Source organism: Candidatus Poriferisodalis sp., assembly GCF_965237655.1.
GTDB lineage: Bacteria > Actinomycetota > Acidimicrobiia > Acidimicrobiales > Poriferisodalaceae > Poriferisodalis.
This window is the reverse complement of the sequence record NZ_CBDEGB010000001.1, coordinates 766999-782076: the sequence shown is the minus strand read 5'-3', so window position 1 is coordinate 782076 and position 15078 is coordinate 766999. Positions and strand designations below refer to the sequence as shown.

The 15078-nt window shown below is 66.1% G+C and carries 12 protein-coding genes, 1 tRNA gene, 1 pseudogene and 1 other annotated feature; of the genes and pseudogenes, 4 read left to right on the top strand and 10 right to left on the bottom strand.

Going from position 1 to position 15078, the window contains the following annotated elements:
* Positions 1-2: 2 nt before the first annotated feature.
* Both ACPXYO_RS03765 and ACPXYO_RS03760 read right to left on the bottom strand, forming a co-directional pair.
* Positions 3-1262: pseudogene (locus ACPXYO_RS03765) on the bottom strand (IS3 family transposase).
* Positions 846-960: a sequence feature (AL1L pseudoknot), on the bottom strand. (Overlaps the previous pseudogene by 115 nt.)
* 935 nt (positions 1263-2197) lie before the next feature.
* A complete protein-coding gene (locus ACPXYO_RS03760; protein WP_423916764.1) occupies positions 2198-2506 on the bottom strand; it encodes a helix-turn-helix domain-containing protein in 309 nt (102 codons plus the stop codon).
* A 443-nt stretch (positions 2507-2949) separates the two neighbouring features.
* Here ACPXYO_RS03760 and ACPXYO_RS03755 point away from each other — a divergent pair, with 443 nt between their 5' ends.
* The 4 genes from ACPXYO_RS03755 (at position 2950) to ACPXYO_RS03740 (ending at position 6973) form a co-directional block, all read left to right on the top strand.
* On the top strand, positions 2950-3990 hold the full coding sequence (locus ACPXYO_RS03755) for a hypothetical protein (RefSeq protein ID WP_423916762.1): 1041 nt from the start codon (positions 2950-2952) through the stop codon (positions 3988-3990).
* Entirely contained in the window at positions 3983-5680 is a 1698-nt protein-coding gene (locus ACPXYO_RS03750) for a hypothetical protein (protein WP_423916760.1), read from the top strand. The genes ACPXYO_RS03755 and ACPXYO_RS03750 overlap by 8 nt, the downstream gene beginning before the upstream one ends.
* Before the next feature lie 183 nt (positions 5681-5863).
* Positions 5864-5939: transfer RNA gene (locus tag ACPXYO_RS03745), tRNA-Arg, on the top strand.
* The gene (locus ACPXYO_RS03740) at positions 5939-6973 is read left to right on the top strand and encodes a TIGR03617 family F420-dependent LLM class oxidoreductase (RefSeq protein ID WP_423916758.1); all 1035 of its coding nucleotides are present in this window, start codon (positions 5939-5941) and stop codon (positions 6971-6973) included. The genes ACPXYO_RS03745 and ACPXYO_RS03740 overlap by 1 nt, the downstream gene beginning before the upstream one ends.
* A 30-nt stretch (positions 6974-7003) precedes the next feature.
* Here ACPXYO_RS03740 and ACPXYO_RS03735 read toward each other — a convergent pair whose 3' ends face one another.
* The 8 genes from ACPXYO_RS03735 to ACPXYO_RS03700 form a co-directional block, all read right to left on the bottom strand.
* Complete coding sequence (locus tag ACPXYO_RS03735) at positions 7004-7888, bottom strand: DM13 domain-containing protein (protein ID WP_423916757.1); 885 nt, start codon at positions 7886-7888, stop codon at positions 7004-7006.
* A 76-nt stretch (positions 7889-7964) separates the two neighbouring features.
* Positions 7965-8471 (bottom strand): disulfide bond formation protein B, encoded by a 507-nt coding sequence (locus tag ACPXYO_RS03730; protein ID WP_423916755.1) that lies wholly within the window; start codon positions 8469-8471, stop codon positions 7965-7967.
* 54 nt (positions 8472-8525) lie between these two features.
* Positions 8526-10061, bottom strand: coding sequence for an MFS transporter (locus tag ACPXYO_RS03725; protein ID WP_423916754.1), 1536 nt, complete (start codon positions 10059-10061; stop codon positions 8526-8528).
* 137 nt (positions 10062-10198) lie between these two features.
* Positions 10199-11029, bottom strand: a complete 831-nt coding sequence (locus ACPXYO_RS03720; protein ID WP_423916752.1) for an enoyl-CoA hydratase-related protein — start codon at positions 11027-11029, stop codon at positions 10199-10201.
* A gap of 78 nt (positions 11030-11107) precedes the next feature.
* Positions 11108-12682, bottom strand: a complete 1575-nt coding sequence (locus ACPXYO_RS03715; protein WP_423916750.1) for a S1C family serine protease — start codon at positions 12680-12682, stop codon at positions 11108-11110.
* Between the two features lie 19 nt (positions 12683-12701).
* Complete coding sequence (locus ACPXYO_RS03710; protein ID WP_423916748.1) at positions 12702-13721, bottom strand: phosphotransferase family protein; 1020 nt, start codon at positions 13719-13721, stop codon at positions 12702-12704.
* Positions 13722-14576 carry a 3-hydroxybutyryl-CoA dehydrogenase gene (locus ACPXYO_RS03705; protein ID WP_423918677.1) on the bottom strand — a complete coding sequence of 285 codons (855 nt, stop codon included), beginning with the start codon at positions 14574-14576 and terminating at the stop codon, positions 13722-13724. It abuts the gene before it with no gap.
* A gap of 79 nt (positions 14577-14655) precedes the next feature.
* Entirely contained in the window at positions 14656-15069 is a 414-nt protein-coding gene (locus ACPXYO_RS03700; protein WP_423916746.1) for a cobalamin B12-binding domain-containing protein, read from the bottom strand.
* Positions 15070-15078: the final 9 nt, after the last annotated feature.

The following is a 15078-nucleotide window of genomic DNA, read 5'->3' as shown; positions in this document are numbered from 1 at the left end:
ACTCAGGGGTTTGGTTTTCCAGCCCCGGTTGGGGTGGTCTGTCGGGCAGTGTAGAACGCTGCTTCGAATTCTGCGGGCGGGGTGTCGTTGCAGTGGCCGTGGAGCCGTTGCTCGTTGAACCAGTGCACCCAGGACAGGGTGGCGAGTTCGAGCTGGTCGATGTCGTCCCAGCCGTGTGTGTCGGGTCCGTAGGCGCATTCGGCCTTGTAGAGCCCGTTGGTCGTCTCGGCCAGTGCGTTGTCATAGGAGTCGGCGACGGTGCCGATGCTGGGCCGGGCCCCGATCTCGTCGAGGCGTTCGGTAAATCGCAGAGACGTGAATTGCGACCCCGCGTCGGAGTGGGCCACGAGCCCGACCAAGCGCCGGCCGCCGCGTGAGCGGCGGGCCATCTCGAGCGCGTCGAGGACCATCTCGGTGCGCATGTGGGCTGCGACGCGCCAGCCCACGATGCGGCGGCTGAACGCGTCCACGATGAAGCACACATAGGCCATGGCTGCCCGGGTCGCGACATAGGTGAGATCGGTCACCCACAACGCGTCGGGCCGATCAGCGGTGAAGTCGCGGTTGACCAGGTCCGGGGCCCGAACAGCGTCCAGATCGCGGCGGGTGGTGAACATCTTGCGCCGCCGGCTGACGCCGCGTACGCCCAGCTCACGCATCAGCCGGGCGACCTGGTCCCGGCCGATCTCGTGACCCGCGCGCCGGGCGGCCTTCCACAGCTTGCGCGCCCCGTAGACCTTGCGGTTCGCGACCCACAACGCCAACAGAACCCCCATCCACACCGCGTCCGAGACCGCACGCGCCGACGGCTCGCGTTGGCGGCGCTTGGCCGCGTAGTACGTGCTCGGGGCCACCTGCAGCGCTGCGCAGACGGGCTCGACCCCGAGCTCGCCACGATGAGCGTCGACGAACGACACCGTCACCCCAGCGAGCGGTCGAGCCCCTTACGCGAAAGAAGCCGACGCCTTGCGCAGGATCTCGTTCGCCCGCCGCAGCTCCCGGTTCTCGGCCTCCAGCGCCTTGATCCGCTCAGCGTCCTCGCTGCTCGCACCAGGCCTCAACCCAGCATCGACTTCGGCCTGGTGCACCCACGACCGCAGCGACTCCACCCCGATCCCCAACTGGGCCGCGACCCGTTTCACCGTCCCGTGATCGGTGCCCAGCTCCTTGCGCAGCTGACGCACCGCACGCACAGCCCGTTCCTTTTCCGCCTCGCTGTACCGACGCGTCGTCGGCTTCCCAGGCGACATCTCATGTGGCATGACTCCATCCTCGTTTCCAAGATCAGGAGCCTCCAACAAACCCAGGGCGATTCAAGCCTCTCGCCTCGATTGACCTGGCCCAGCGTCTGTCCTCAAGTTCGTTCGAGCGAATGACTACCGGGACGAGCGCCGGCAAAGACGGCGCCTCCCTCTGTGCGGTCTTGACGAATTTCTCGCCGGCCGTGAGCAATTCGTCGACGGTGCTCGTGTCCGGCCTCATTCTCATGCGTGACGGTGCCAGCAGGCAGGAAACACCTGATTTCAGCTGCAGTTCGATGAATTCGGAATCTCGAATGGGTGCAAGTTCTCCAGGTCCCTTGCCGTCTCTATCACGCACATAGATCTCTGGATCAATCAGAAGGTACGTTCCCCGGCACGAGCGAGCCTCGCTATAGCCCTTCCCGTCGCGTAGCACGACACCGTCCGCATGACGTGCGAACTCAGGTGCCATCGTCGCGTCTCCGACATGTGCCAGCACTCGGCCGGTCAGATCCCGAAGCGACGGGGTGGGCGCCGGACTCTCGCTAGTGCGAATCGCCATGACTTTCCTCAAAGACTCCGATTGGGCAGTCATCGCATTGACCGGTGCGCCAAGAGCGGCGAACTCGATGCTCGGGATCGGCCATAACAGGCCCTCGGTTGGGTAGAACCCGCCGGTGAGCTGACGGGGCCGCCGGTTCTCGGCGGTAACCCCATGGTCGCGCGTGCCCTATGACGAAAGGCGGATTTCCACAGGTGGCCCAAAGGAGCGTCCCCGGCCTACCCAAGCCGGGGACGCTCAAATCGACTGAGACCGCCTCACAAGCTAAGCCACAGCCCTCACCACGCGTCAGATTAGACGTGCCAGACCAAGAAGGGTGGATCCACCGAACCGAGGCCGCCGGACCAGGTTCGGCCGAGCCATGGGCGCACCCACTTGGCTTCGAAAGTCACAATCACCGAAGATGCTCATGTCCCCACAAGGCGACATTGAGTCCCCGCTCGATCCGGGCGATGGTGGGCAGGTCGCCCCAGCTGTTCCCGTGGAGGATGTTGGACAGTGCGCTTACTGACGCGCCGGTGGCACGCTCGGCCTCACGCAAGCTCAGCCCGCGTCGAGTGATTTGTGCTTCCAGCCGTCTTGCGACGGCAAGCGCGAGGCGAGCTTCGGGCGGTGCATCAGGGACAAGTCCACCGCGCGGCCAAGGTTCGTCGGCGGCGAGGTAGTCGCTGGGGTGTGCGTTGAGTTGCCCGCGGGACGGCATCAGTCAGCACGCTAATTGCGGCTCAGCGCGATCTCCGCTCGGTGTGATACACAGCACCCCCGATGTTCCTATATAAGAACGTACTTTGGATGCAGACGGACGCCCCCGAGTCCGCCGTTGTTTCCTTCGCGAGATGCTCGGGCGCGCGTTCGCGCGCACCGGGCCCGACCAGGGTCGTGTTTCAAGGCCGTCTCGATGGGTGAGCTCGTGACGCCGCGAAGTGTGGTCTCACCTGGGCGTTTGTGGATCCAGCGGTCTCTTGACGGGTCCTCGGGGAGATATTCCGATCTGAGGATCCGCGTCTTTGTGACGAGAGTCGACTTCCCTAGTTCTCGGAGCCAAGCGCGACGAGTCAAGGCGCCAAGTCCGACAAGACAAAACAGCGCCCCGACTCGTCTGTGGTTTGACCCCTGCAAGACGTGTGACTGCCTCGAGGGGTGCTTATGCAAGCTAACACCACCGCGATGGGGGAAGTGGTGGATCCGGTGTTGCCGCTGGTCTGGACACGCACCCGGCCGCAGCATGTCGCGCTTCCGCCTCTTGTGCGCGCCGTACTCGGGGCGTGGGCCCTCGTCGTGAACGGCGGCGACCGCATCGAGGCGTGGGCGCCGGTGCTGCTGGACGCGCTCGCGGCGCGTTATGGGTCCAAGCCGGCGACCGCAGAGAAAGTCACTGCGGAGGTCGGGCGGCTCCTGAAGTTCCTCATCGCTCGAGGTGCCGTGACGTGGCGAGACGTCTTCCCAGCGCTGGTTTGGGAGTGGTGCTGGGCTGCTCGGCCGGACCGATCGGGCCGCTATCGGAGAGTTTCCGCGGGAACAGCGAAGGTTCGCCGCTGGGCGGCGAGGGCGATGTTCGAGACAGCGGAGATGCTCGGCGCCGATGTAGACGCGGCATCTCTCGTCGGCGATCCGGTTGGAGATGTGCTGCCGACGTACTCGTCACGTCCGCTGAGCGACGCTGAGGCACTGCTGGTGCGCGAGCACGCCGACTTTGGTCTGTGGTTCTCGTCGAGATCTGCCGCTGTGGCGCTGGCATTCGCCGGCGGCACCTCCAGCGACATCGCCCGCGTGACCACGGGCGATGTGAATGTCGATGCCGGCACGGTGCGGTTCGGCGGCAAGGTTGCACGCACGAACCCTCTCGACGACTGGGGCCGCGAAGCGATCACACAGCACCTGCGGAACCGCCCAGAAGCGACAGACCGACGGGGCCGGCTGTGCGTGAGCGGCTCGCTGACACACGAGCGCGCTACTCACTCGGTGACGGTCCGGCTGCGCCAGGTAGTCGTCGACGCCGGGCTCGGCGGCGAACCCGAGATCACTGCCCGCTCCATTCGACTCACCACGGCGCTGAGAATCGCGCAGCAGCAGGGGATCTTCGCCGCGGCGGCGTTCTTGGGCAATACCTCGCTGGATCGCACCGCCGCTGCTCTGCGCTGGCGTCTCGACCCAGCCGCCCACTCGGCAGAGGCGAGCGGTGGCTAAGCGCAGGCGACGACGCACCGCGGGCCGCAGGCTGTTCGTCGACGGGCAGCCCGAACGGATGCGCGACCTGCGGATGGTGTACGCCGAGCCGGCTGCCGACGAACGAAGAGACGGACCGGTCGGAGGCTCGGGCAATTCGTGGTCGAGCAGCGACGATTCCCGCAAGGCCACCGGGCCGCGCCTGACTCTCAACAGCAAGCAGCGCGTCTTCGCTGTGCTGTGCAGCAAGCCGTTCTGGGCCGAAGCCGAATTCATACAGCAGGCCGTCGACGAGTTCGACCGTTCCCGAACCGGCCGCCGCAGGGGTCGTCCGCGAGACAACAGTGCAGCAGACATGCTCGCCTACCGCCAGATGGAACTCGTCTGCGAGGGCATGAACGCAGCAGACCGCGAGATTGGCCCCGACCCCCACGCCGGCCTGGTCCGCTCGCTGTGGGACGAAGCCCAAGAGGCGCTCGAACAGGCATGGCCCGACCGTCCCGAGCGGCGGCTGTCCGCCAAGCCCGTGAACCGCACCAAGTACCACAACTTTTGCAAACGATTCCTCACCGACGACATGCTCGAACACATCGCACTCGCCATCAGCGACCACGCCGTCGAAGGAGCACTCGACACCGGGCTGCTCGACCCCGCCGACGGCACCCACACCAACCCGCATACGACTCAGCTGATCTACGGCGACGGATGCTGGTTCTCTACCCCGCACAACCACGGCGCCAAGATCCGCCGTGACCCCGACGCAACCGAATTCTTCAACAACGACGGAACCAGAGCCGACGCGCCCGGCAATCTCGCAGTACGAACCTACATCCGAGGCGAGGACCCCAACACGCGCATCACCCTCACCGTCGACGTCAAGGACCCACAAGCAGGTCCGATGAGCGACGCCCGCATCGCCGTCGACCGCATCCTCGGACTGCTCGACCGTCATTCGGCTCTGCGAGAAGGCGCCAAGGGATTCGTCTACGACATGGCATTGCGCTCAGCCGAGCACGACGACCTGCTCGACGCCGGGATCATCGGCATCTCCCACACGCCCAAGACCGCCAACGGGCGACCCGCAGCGCGCAACCTCGGCACGCACAAATTCCGCATCGGCACCGAAACCATCGCCACCATGACCGTCACCGCCATCGACGGCGCCCCGACCATCCACCTCGTCGACGGCAACGGCGACGACCTCGCCGTCCCGCTACTCGGCGGCCAAGTACGACGACGCTGGCGCAAACGGCTCGGACGCTACGCCGTCTACCGTGACTGGCACATCCCCCGCCAAGACCACGTGCCCCCACAACTCCAAGGCGCTACCACCGAGATCCGCCACAACAGCAGCGACACCGAACGAGAAGCAAAACCCCATCAGCGGCTCGCCTCAGCGCTGCGGGTCTTCCCCGACTACGACCCGGTCATGCTCAACAAATACGGACTGCGCGAAGACAGCGAATCATCCAACAACCACACCAAGGACATGTTCCCTCACCGGCGAGCCAACACACTCGGACGCCGCCGACTCCACTTCAAGCTCTTCGCCGCACAGCACCACGACCTCGTCACCGCACTGCTCAACCACGCCAAACGAACCAGCAACGACGTCTCAGATTGGTTCGGGCGCTACCTCGCTCACCTTCAACCAGCCGACGACCAGCCGACGAAACACGCCCGAGACGGTCCGCTGCCCCTAGCTGCCTGAGACGATCCCACGATGCTCACCCTGTACCAGGACAGGCAACCCCGACACGCCCCCGAACGGTCAGCACGCCCACAGACCCATCAGCATCGTCCCTAGGTCGCACCAAACCATGTAAACAGCGCCGCTTAGGTGCCAGATCACAATTACGCACCGAATTGCGCACTAGATTTCGCACTCCCCCCTGCCCTCGTAGCTCAGGGGATAGAGCGTCGGTTTCCTAAACCGTGCGTCGCAGGTTCGAGTCCTGCCGAGGGCGCCATGCACGTCAGCGCGACATTGCCCCAGCACAACCTGCGAGCCGTGCCCGACGAGGTGCGGCGGATCGAGGCCGACGGGTACGACTGCGTCGTCACCATGGAAAACCGGCATGAGCCGTTCATCCCGCTTGGCATCGCTGCAGTGCACAGCGAGCGGGTGCGGCTGTCGACCAGCGTGGCCATCAGCTTTCCGCGCAGCCCCATGGTGACCGCTTCGACCGCCTGGGATCTGCAGGCGGCCTCGGGCGGGCGGTTCGTGCTCGGCATCGGCAGCCAAGTCAAAGGGCACAACGAGCGGCGGTTCAGCGTGCCGTGGTCGGCGCCGGCGCCACGGATGGCCGAATACGTCCAAGCGATACGGGCCATCTGGAACACGTGGGCCACGGGCGAACGGCTCGACTACGAGGGCGAGCACTACCGCTTCTCGCTGATGACGCCGAACTTCACGCCCGAGCCACTGGACGGACCGCCGCCGCCGATCATGATCGCCGCGGTCGGCCCGGCCATGCTGCGAGTCGCCGGGCAGCACTGTGACGGGGTGCGCCTGCACGGCTTCTGCACGCCGGACTACCTGCGGGAACACGTCATGCCGCAGCTGCAGACCGGACTCGACCGGGCCGGGCGCAGCCGCAGCGACTTCTGGGTGACTGGCGGCGGGTTCGTCTGCACCGGGCCCGACGACGAGACCGTGGACCGGATGGTCGAGTGGGTTCGCTACCGAATCGGTTTCTACGGCAGCACCCGGGCGTACTGGCCAGTGCTCGAACAGCACGACCTGGGCGAGCTCGGCGAGCGGCTCAACCATCTCTCGCGCAACGACGGCTGGGGACAGATGGCCGGCTGCATCGACGACGACGTGGTGCGGCTGTTCGCCGCCGTCGGACGACACGACGAGATCGCCGGCACCATCGCCAAGCACTTCGACGGGCTCGTCGACGAGGTCAACGCCAGCGTCGCCATGGACATCGGCGCCGACCTGCCACCCGACGTGATCCAGGACATCCAGGCCATTCCGACAGCCGGCAAACCAACCTGAGCACGGGCGCCATCGCGCCCGCTCGAACAACTAACCCATCGGCTCCAATTCGGCCGTGCCGAACACGACGCTGAAGCGGACGCACCAGATGGCCACCGTGCGGTAGCGGTCGAGGTCCACATCGGCAGGGATCTCGTAGTTCTGTGCACCGATGTTGCCCTTGAGGTCGCCCAGGTCGACGAAATCGGCTGCGAGATCGCCGACCGAGGCGTCGGGGCCTGCCGCCGTCAGGTACACGTTCAGATCGGGACCGTTGTCGGTGGCGAAGTCGTCGTCGAACCGCAGGAACGTCTGAGTGCCGTCGGTGAGCACCACCGCAACGCCGGAGGCGGGATGCGACCGGGCTCCGAACGTGCCCACTGCGGTCACCCGCACGTCGCCGTCATCGGCCATTTCGGCCATTTCGGGTTCATCAAGCATGTGCTCGGCTACCGACATCGAGTGCTCGGTGATCTGCTTCTCAGCTTCGGCAGCCTGCTCGACTTCAGCCGGGGTCATCAGCCGCTCACGCTCGGCCTCCAACTCCGCTAGCTCGGCCTGTAGCACATCCACCTGCTGGTACATGGCCTCCATGGCCTCGTCGGTGTCCTGCGCCATCGCGGCATCACGCACGCTGACGATCTCTGATTCCAGCTCGGCGATCTGCTGGTCGACCGCGGCGCGCTCGTCGTCATCGGCCGTCGCTGCGTCAGTGTCGTCGCCCCGCGCCTCGCTGATCAGCTCGTCGATGTCGGCATCGCCGCCGGCGAACTCGGGGGCCTCCTCGTCCACCACCTCGTCTACGAAGATCAGGTGGAAGCCAAACACGAAGAAGGTCAAGTAGATGACCAGCGCGGCTCCCACCAGATTGCCGACACCAGCAGCCCAGCGGCCGCCTGTAGTCCGGGGAATCAGCCTGTTCAGAAGCCGCCTCATCGCTCGGTCTCACTCTTGATCATGTCACCACCGTAGGAGCCAGACGCGCTGTCTCATAGTCAGGAGCGAAGAATGGTCAGGACCGCTGACGAGACAGGTTCAACAGCACCGCAACCAGGACGAACACGCTGCCGGCCATATACGGGATCGACACGAAGCCGAACTCCCATGCGTACCGCACTGTGCACGGACTGACCAGGCTGCACGTCGTGGCGCCTTCGAGACCTGGGAAATGCTGCAGCAGGTAGTGCCAGGTCGACATCGCTGCGCCGGCCACGCACATCGGCAACCCGTAGCGGTAGACCCACCGGTCGCGGACGAGCAGACCGATCACCAGCACGAGCGCCAGCGGGTACATGGCGACGCGCTGGAACCAGCACCAGCGACACGGCTCGAGGTGCGCGATCTCCGACAGGTACAACGAGCCGAGCATGGCCCCCACCGCCAGCGCCGCGGCGATTCCCGTGACGGTACGAGCACTCAGCTGCCGTCCACGTGCGCGGCGGAACAACACCACAACGGTCGCCGCATTACAGGCAAGCGCTGCCACCGCGAACAGCCGGAGCATCTGGTCCAACGACACAGGTGATCAGCGTGCCATACGCGATTGCACGGCACCATTCGCAATATGTGATCGTTAGCTGCGCGAGCGGTCAGGTCGTCCGATGGGAACCCACAGCGACACGAACGCCGCAATCGCGAAGACCAGGAAGAACGCCAGCACATGCTGGTAATAGACGAGCGCGCGCTCGCCGGATTCGTCCTTCAGCAGCGCGAACAGGCCGGCGATGCCGATCGCGGAAGCTGCGTACCGCAGCGTGTTGAACAGTCCGCTGATCTCGCCGAAGTACGACTCGTCCACCCAGGCCAGCGCCACGCTGTTGAGCAGCGGCACACACATGCCCCAGCCCAACCCAAATAGCGCGATCGTCGGTGCCATCTCGCCGAGATAATCCGCCTCGGTGCCCAGCCGCACCACCTGCCACCCGATGGCCAGAATCTGTATGGCCGCACCGGTGCGGCACAGGGTGATCGCGCTCCATCGTTCGCCCAGCCGGCTGAAGAACACGGTGGACGCGCCCGCCACGATGGGCCCGACCGTGACGCCGAGTCCGACTTGGTTCGCGGAGTAGTCCCAGAAGTTGAACATGAACAGCGGCCAGATCAGCCAGATCGCCTGCGACGAGACGCCCACCAAGAAGTTGGACAACTGCGTCACCCACACGCCGCGTCGACGCAGAAGGTGCAGATTCAGCAGTGGCTCCGGATGGCGCAGCGAGTTGTTGACGAACCAGGCGAATGCACCTAGCCCCACGACCGCCACGGCGAGTGTGACCGGCGACGTCCAGCCCCAAACCCGGCCACCCTGCATGATCGCCGTGACAAGCGCCGCGAGCCCGATCGTCCCTGCGGCGGCACCGGTTACATCAAGCCGGTGCGAAGCCTCCGGCGTCGGCAGCTCCCGAAGAACGCGCCACGCCACCAAGAACATCAACACTGCAACGGGCGCGCTCACGAAGTAGAGGACCCGCCACCCGGCCGCCCCCAGCAAGAGCGCAGACAGTCCCGGGGCAATTCCGGCCGCCAGCGGGCCCGCAGCAGACCACAGACCCACAGCGGTGGTGCGTCGTGACGTAGGAAAGAGCGGCAGCACCAAGCTGAGCGAGGCAGGCAGAATCGCCGCGCCGCCGATGGCCTGCAGCACCCGGGCCAGATTCAGCGTCCACACGGTGGGCGCAATCGCCGAAGCCACCGCAGACAGGGCAAACAGCACCAGTCCTGCCTGGAAGATCAGCTTGCGCCCGATGCGATCGGCCAGGCGGCCTGCCAGCGGCAAGAACGCTGCGGTACCGATCATGAAGCCGGCAATGCCCCAACCCACATCGGCTGCGGTGGCGCCGACGAAACTCTCCTGAATCGCATCGAGCGCGAGATTCGTCGCGGTGCTGTTGAAGCCCACCAAGACTGTGCCCAGCGACGCCACCGTGAGCGCCCGCCAGGCCCGTCCCGGAACTGCTTCACGCGCTCGAGGACGACCCGGCGGTGGACTCGCAGCGGGCATCGTTCGGGGCGGCGCGGCCGTACCGTTGCGCTGGCCGGGGTCGACGAGCTCGCCGTCATCGCGACGTTCGATGACCGGGGCTTCCGTCGCGGCACGAGGAACTTGCGGCACCCGTGCCGGATCGACCTGGCTGAAGGTCGATCTCGTTCCGCATCCGCACAAGCGTACGGCGCAGCCTGCGCCGACAGCCCCAAGAATCGAACAGCAGTTAGAGAAGCTGTTATCGGCCCGCTCTCACGGCGAGTTGATCAACGGCCGTGGAAGACCGGCTCGCGCTTGTCCACGAAAGCTTGCGCCGCTTCCTTGTGGTCGTCGGTCTGTCCGCAGTGGATGTGGTGGGCAGCTTCCATGTCCAAGCATTCGCCCATGTCGCCGTTGACGGCCCGGTTCAGGTTCTCCTTCATGTACCGGAACGCCACGGTCGGGCCGTTGGCCAGCCGCCGCGCAATGGCTCCCACCTCGTCCATCAGGCTCTCGGCGGAGAACACGCCGTTCACCAAGCCCAATGACACCGCTTGGTCCATGTCGACCCGGTCAGACAGGTAATACAGCTCGCGGGCCTTGGCCGAGCCGATCAGGCGCGACATGAACCACGTGCCGCCGTAGTCGCCGCTGAAACCCACCCGGGCAAACGCCGTCGTGATCACGGCATTCGGCGACGCGTAGCGCAGGTCGCACGCCAGTGCCATGGACAGGCCCGCCCCCGCCGCAGCGCCTCCCAGCGCAGCAATGGTCGGCTTGGGCATCTCGTACAGCTTCCCGGAGGTGTCGCGCTGGCTGCGCCGCTGCCGGTGCACCCGGGCGTCGTACTGCAGTGGGCTGCCGCCGCCCTCGCCGCCAGCGGCGGCCATGCCCTTGACGTCGCCGCCGGCGCAGAAGGCCCCGCCGGCCCCGGTCAGCACCAGTGCGCCCACATCGGAGGCCACCTCGGCGTCGGCGATCGCAGTGATCAGTCCGTCCATCATCGGAGTGGACATCGCATTGCGGCGTTCGGGACGATTCAGCGTGATGGTCATCACGCCGTCGGTCACCTCGACGACGATGTCGTCGGTTCCGGTGTCGAAGACTCGATCTGTCATGACGCTCCCTTGTTGGTCGTGGCCCGCAGTATCGCGAACACGTGCGAGACGCGCTGAGCGACTCACCGGCCGGAGCATCTACTCCTCTGACTCGAAGGAACCCAGTTCCAGGTCGACCGACCGCAGCCTCCCGTCGAGGCCGATCACGCCCATCTCGACCCGATCGCCCGGCAGCCGCGCCAAGATCTCCACCACCAGGTCGTTGCTCGTCCGGATCGTCTCGCCTTCGAATTCGACGATCACGTCGCCCCGCTCGATACCCGCCCGATCGGCAGCTTCGCCAGGGTCGATGCCGACGACGAGCGCCCCGTACGTGACCTGGGGCGCAACCTCGATATCGGCGAGTTCGTCGTCGGGGTCGGGTCCCGGCTCCACCGTCACCGGACCCAAATCGCCGATCCCGCCGTCCGGCTCCGTATCGTCGGCATCGGGCGGATCGTCCCGATTGATCCAGTCCTCGACCGAGACGATGCGCACGCCGAGGTAGGCCTTGGCCTGCACCACGCCCTCGAGCAGCAGGTCGATGATCGGTCGAGCATGATCGATCGAGATGGCGTATCCGATGCCTTCGGCGAGTCCGATGCCTGCGGAGAGCCTCCGGGCAATCGCCGTATTGACCCCGATGACTTCTCCGGCGGCGTTGACGAGCGGTCCACCTGAGTTGCCGGGGTTGATGGCAGCGTCGGTCTGGATGAGACGCACCAACCGCTTCCCGTCCTCGAATTCGATGTAGCGGTTGAGGCCCGACACGATTCCCGACGTGACGGTCGGCTCGCCGATGATGTCGAGGGCATTGCCGATGGCAATCACCTCGTCGCCGACTTCCACACCGTCAGTGGAGCCGAGCCGCACCGTCGGCAGGCCGTCCCGGTCGACCTGAAGCACCGCGAGATCCCGCGCGGGATCGGTGATCATGACCCGAGCAGGCACCAGCTCGCCCCCGAAGAACCGCACGTCCACCCTGTTCGCGTTCTCGACCACGTGGGCGTTGGTGACGATGCGCCCCTGCGGGGTCACGATGAAGCCGGAGCCTGTGACGTCGCCCTCATCGGTTGTGACCTTCACGATGACGACCGATTCCTGGACCGCCTCGAGAACGGCCTTGATGTTGATGCCTTCGATGCGGCTTCCCAACGGCGAGCCTGGCTCGATCTCCTCACCGGTGAGCAGCCGCGCCCAGTACTCAGCGACGACAGTGGGTTCAAGCGCCGGGTAGGCATCGTCCCCCAAGACAGGAGCGCTGTCGCTCACCGGCTCGTCATCGGCGGCGGCCGAATCAGGACTGGTCGACTCGGGAGCCGTCTCGGCCCGTGTGGTGCTGGTCGGCTCAGACATCTCGGACGTGTCGGCGGCAGCCGGCGACGCCGAACCGGCCTTCGTCTCGGCCACCGTGACCGTGTCGGTCGGCCTGGCGACATCCGAGTCGTCGCCGCTCAATGCCACCAGCAGGATCAGTCCCGCGATCAGCGCACCCGCCAGCGCGCCCACCGCTCCGGCAATTCCTGCCAGCAGGCATCCCGGCCGCGCCAGCGGCTCTCGCACCGACGCACCTCGGGACGACCCATCCTGCGTCTCGGCTGCCGGCTCAGCATCGGGCTGGGGATCCCGCGCCGGGTCGCCGGTTTCGGGTCGGCTGTCGGGACCCTGTTCCATCAGCGATCAGCCGTCACCGTCACCTGATGGCGAGCCGCTCGGCTGCGCTCGCCGACAGGAAATCGACGCTTTGGCGGAACACGTCTGTGTCGGTTTCTTCAGCGTCGGCCATCACGCCGCGCAGGTACCGGTTCAGCACTCCTTCGGATATAGCAGCCAATCGCCAATACGAAAACGCGCGGTAGTAGTCGATATTCGACACGTCACGCCCGGACGCATCGGCGTACCAATCCAGCATGTCGCTGCGGGCCGCAAAGCCGCCCGCCTGCGTGGGCGCAGACGTGCCAGCCGATTGCTCATCGGGTGACACCCAGTTGTTCATCAGGAACCCCACGTCGGCCATCGGGTCGCCCAGCGTGCACAACTCCCAGTCGAGCACCGCCACGATGTCCCCGGCGCTCGACAGCATGTTGCCCAGCCGGTAGTCGCCATGGACGATGGCCGAGCCGATCTGTTCGGGCTTGCGGGCGTCGAGCTCGGTGGCCAATTCGTCCATGATCGGCAGTTCGCGCGTCTTGGACTGCTCCCATTGACGGGTCCAACGTCGCATCTGCCGCCCGAGGTAGTCCTCCCGGCGCCCCAGGTCGCCCAGGCCCACGTCATCGGGTTCGATCGCGTGCAGTTCGGCCAGCACGTCAGCCACCCGGCGACTCAACGACATGCGCTCGGCATCGAGAACGAGCTCGGATTCGTCCGCCGAGTGGAGCACTGCGCCTTCTTCGTAGCTCATGAGGTAGAACGGCGCCCCGTTCACGCCCTCATCAGTACACAGCGCGATCGCACGAGGCACCGGTACGTCGGTCTGCCCCACTCCCGAAATGATCTTGTGCTCACGGGACATGTCGTGCGCTGTGGCCAGCACGTGCCCCAGCGGCGGGCGGCGCAGCACCACCGAATCGCCGTCAGCGCAATGCACCCGGTAGGTCAGATTCGAATGCCCGCCCGCGATGAGCTCGAAGCGAAGCGGCTGGGCAGCCTGCGGGACATGGCGGGCGAACCAGGCGCTCACCGCCGGGGCATCGATGCCAGCGGGAGACATCTAGCCGCCGTAGGTGTAGAAGCCCCGGCCGGTCTTGCGACCCAGCAGGCCGGCGTCGCACATGCGGCTGAGCATCGGCGGCGGTGCGTAGAGCTGCTCGCGGAACTCCTCGTAGAGCGACTCTGCCACCGCCAGCGTCGTGTCGAGGCCGATGAGGTCGCACAGGGCCAGCGGGCCCATCGGGTGATTGCACCCCAGCACCATGCCGGCGTCGATGTCCTCGGTCGAGGCGAAGCCGGATTCGAGCATCCGGATGGCGGACAGGATGTAGGGGATCAGCAGGGCGTTCACCACGAAGCCGGCCCGGTCCCCGCTGTCCACCACCCGCTTGCCGAGCCGTTCAGTAGCGAACTTCCGGCATTTCTGGGCGGTCTCCTCGGCGGTCAGCAGCGAGGAGATGACTTCGACAAGCCCCATCACGGGCACCGGGTTGAAGAAGTGCATGCCGATGACCTGCGAGGGCCGGTCGGTTGCCATCGCCAGCTTCATGATCGGGATGGCCGAGGTGTTGGACGCCAACACGGCGTTGGGATCGGTGAGCACCTTCGACAGCCGGCCGAACACATCCAGCTTGGCCGCCTCGGATTCGACGATCGCCTCGATCACAAACTCTCGATCGGCCAGATCGTCGAGGTCGAGCCCGAACGACAGGGAGCCGAGCGCTGCTTCCCTCCCGGCGTCGTCGAGCTTGCCGGCGTTGACCGCGCGGTTCAGGCTCTTCTCGATGCGTGCCATGCCGGCCGCGAGTGCATCCTCGTCGACTTCGACAATCTTGACGTCGCAACCGCTGCGAGCAGCTACCTCGGCGATGCCGGACCCCATCAGGCCGCAGCCCACCACCCCAATTCGCTCCATAGGCACGACGGGCAATCTACCGGTCTGTCTGCGTTTGCCTGCCGGTAGGCCGGTATTTGCTCAGCCAACGCTCAGGTTGTCACTCGCGAGATCGGTCGATGGCGCCACGCACGGCGGCCACCACTTCATCGGAGGTGGCGCCCGGGGTCAGCACCGCTGCCACGCCGGCCTCAGCCATCGCCTCGAGGTCAGCACCGGGCACGATGCCGCCGAGAATGACCGGGATGCCCTCGGCGCCCGCTTCGCGCAGGCGTTGGACAACCAGCGGCATCAATGCCTCATGGGCGCCCGACAGCATGGAAACCCCGATGGCGTCCACGTCCTCGTCGATGGCGGCCGCGACCACGCTCTCGGGGGTCTGGAACAGGCCGGTGTAGATCACCTCGAAGCCGGCGTCTCGCAGCATCCGGGCCACGACCTTGACCCCGCGGTCGTGGCCGTCGAGACCGAGCTTCGCAATCAGCACCCTTCCGCCCTGAGCCTGCGCAGACATGCGGCGACC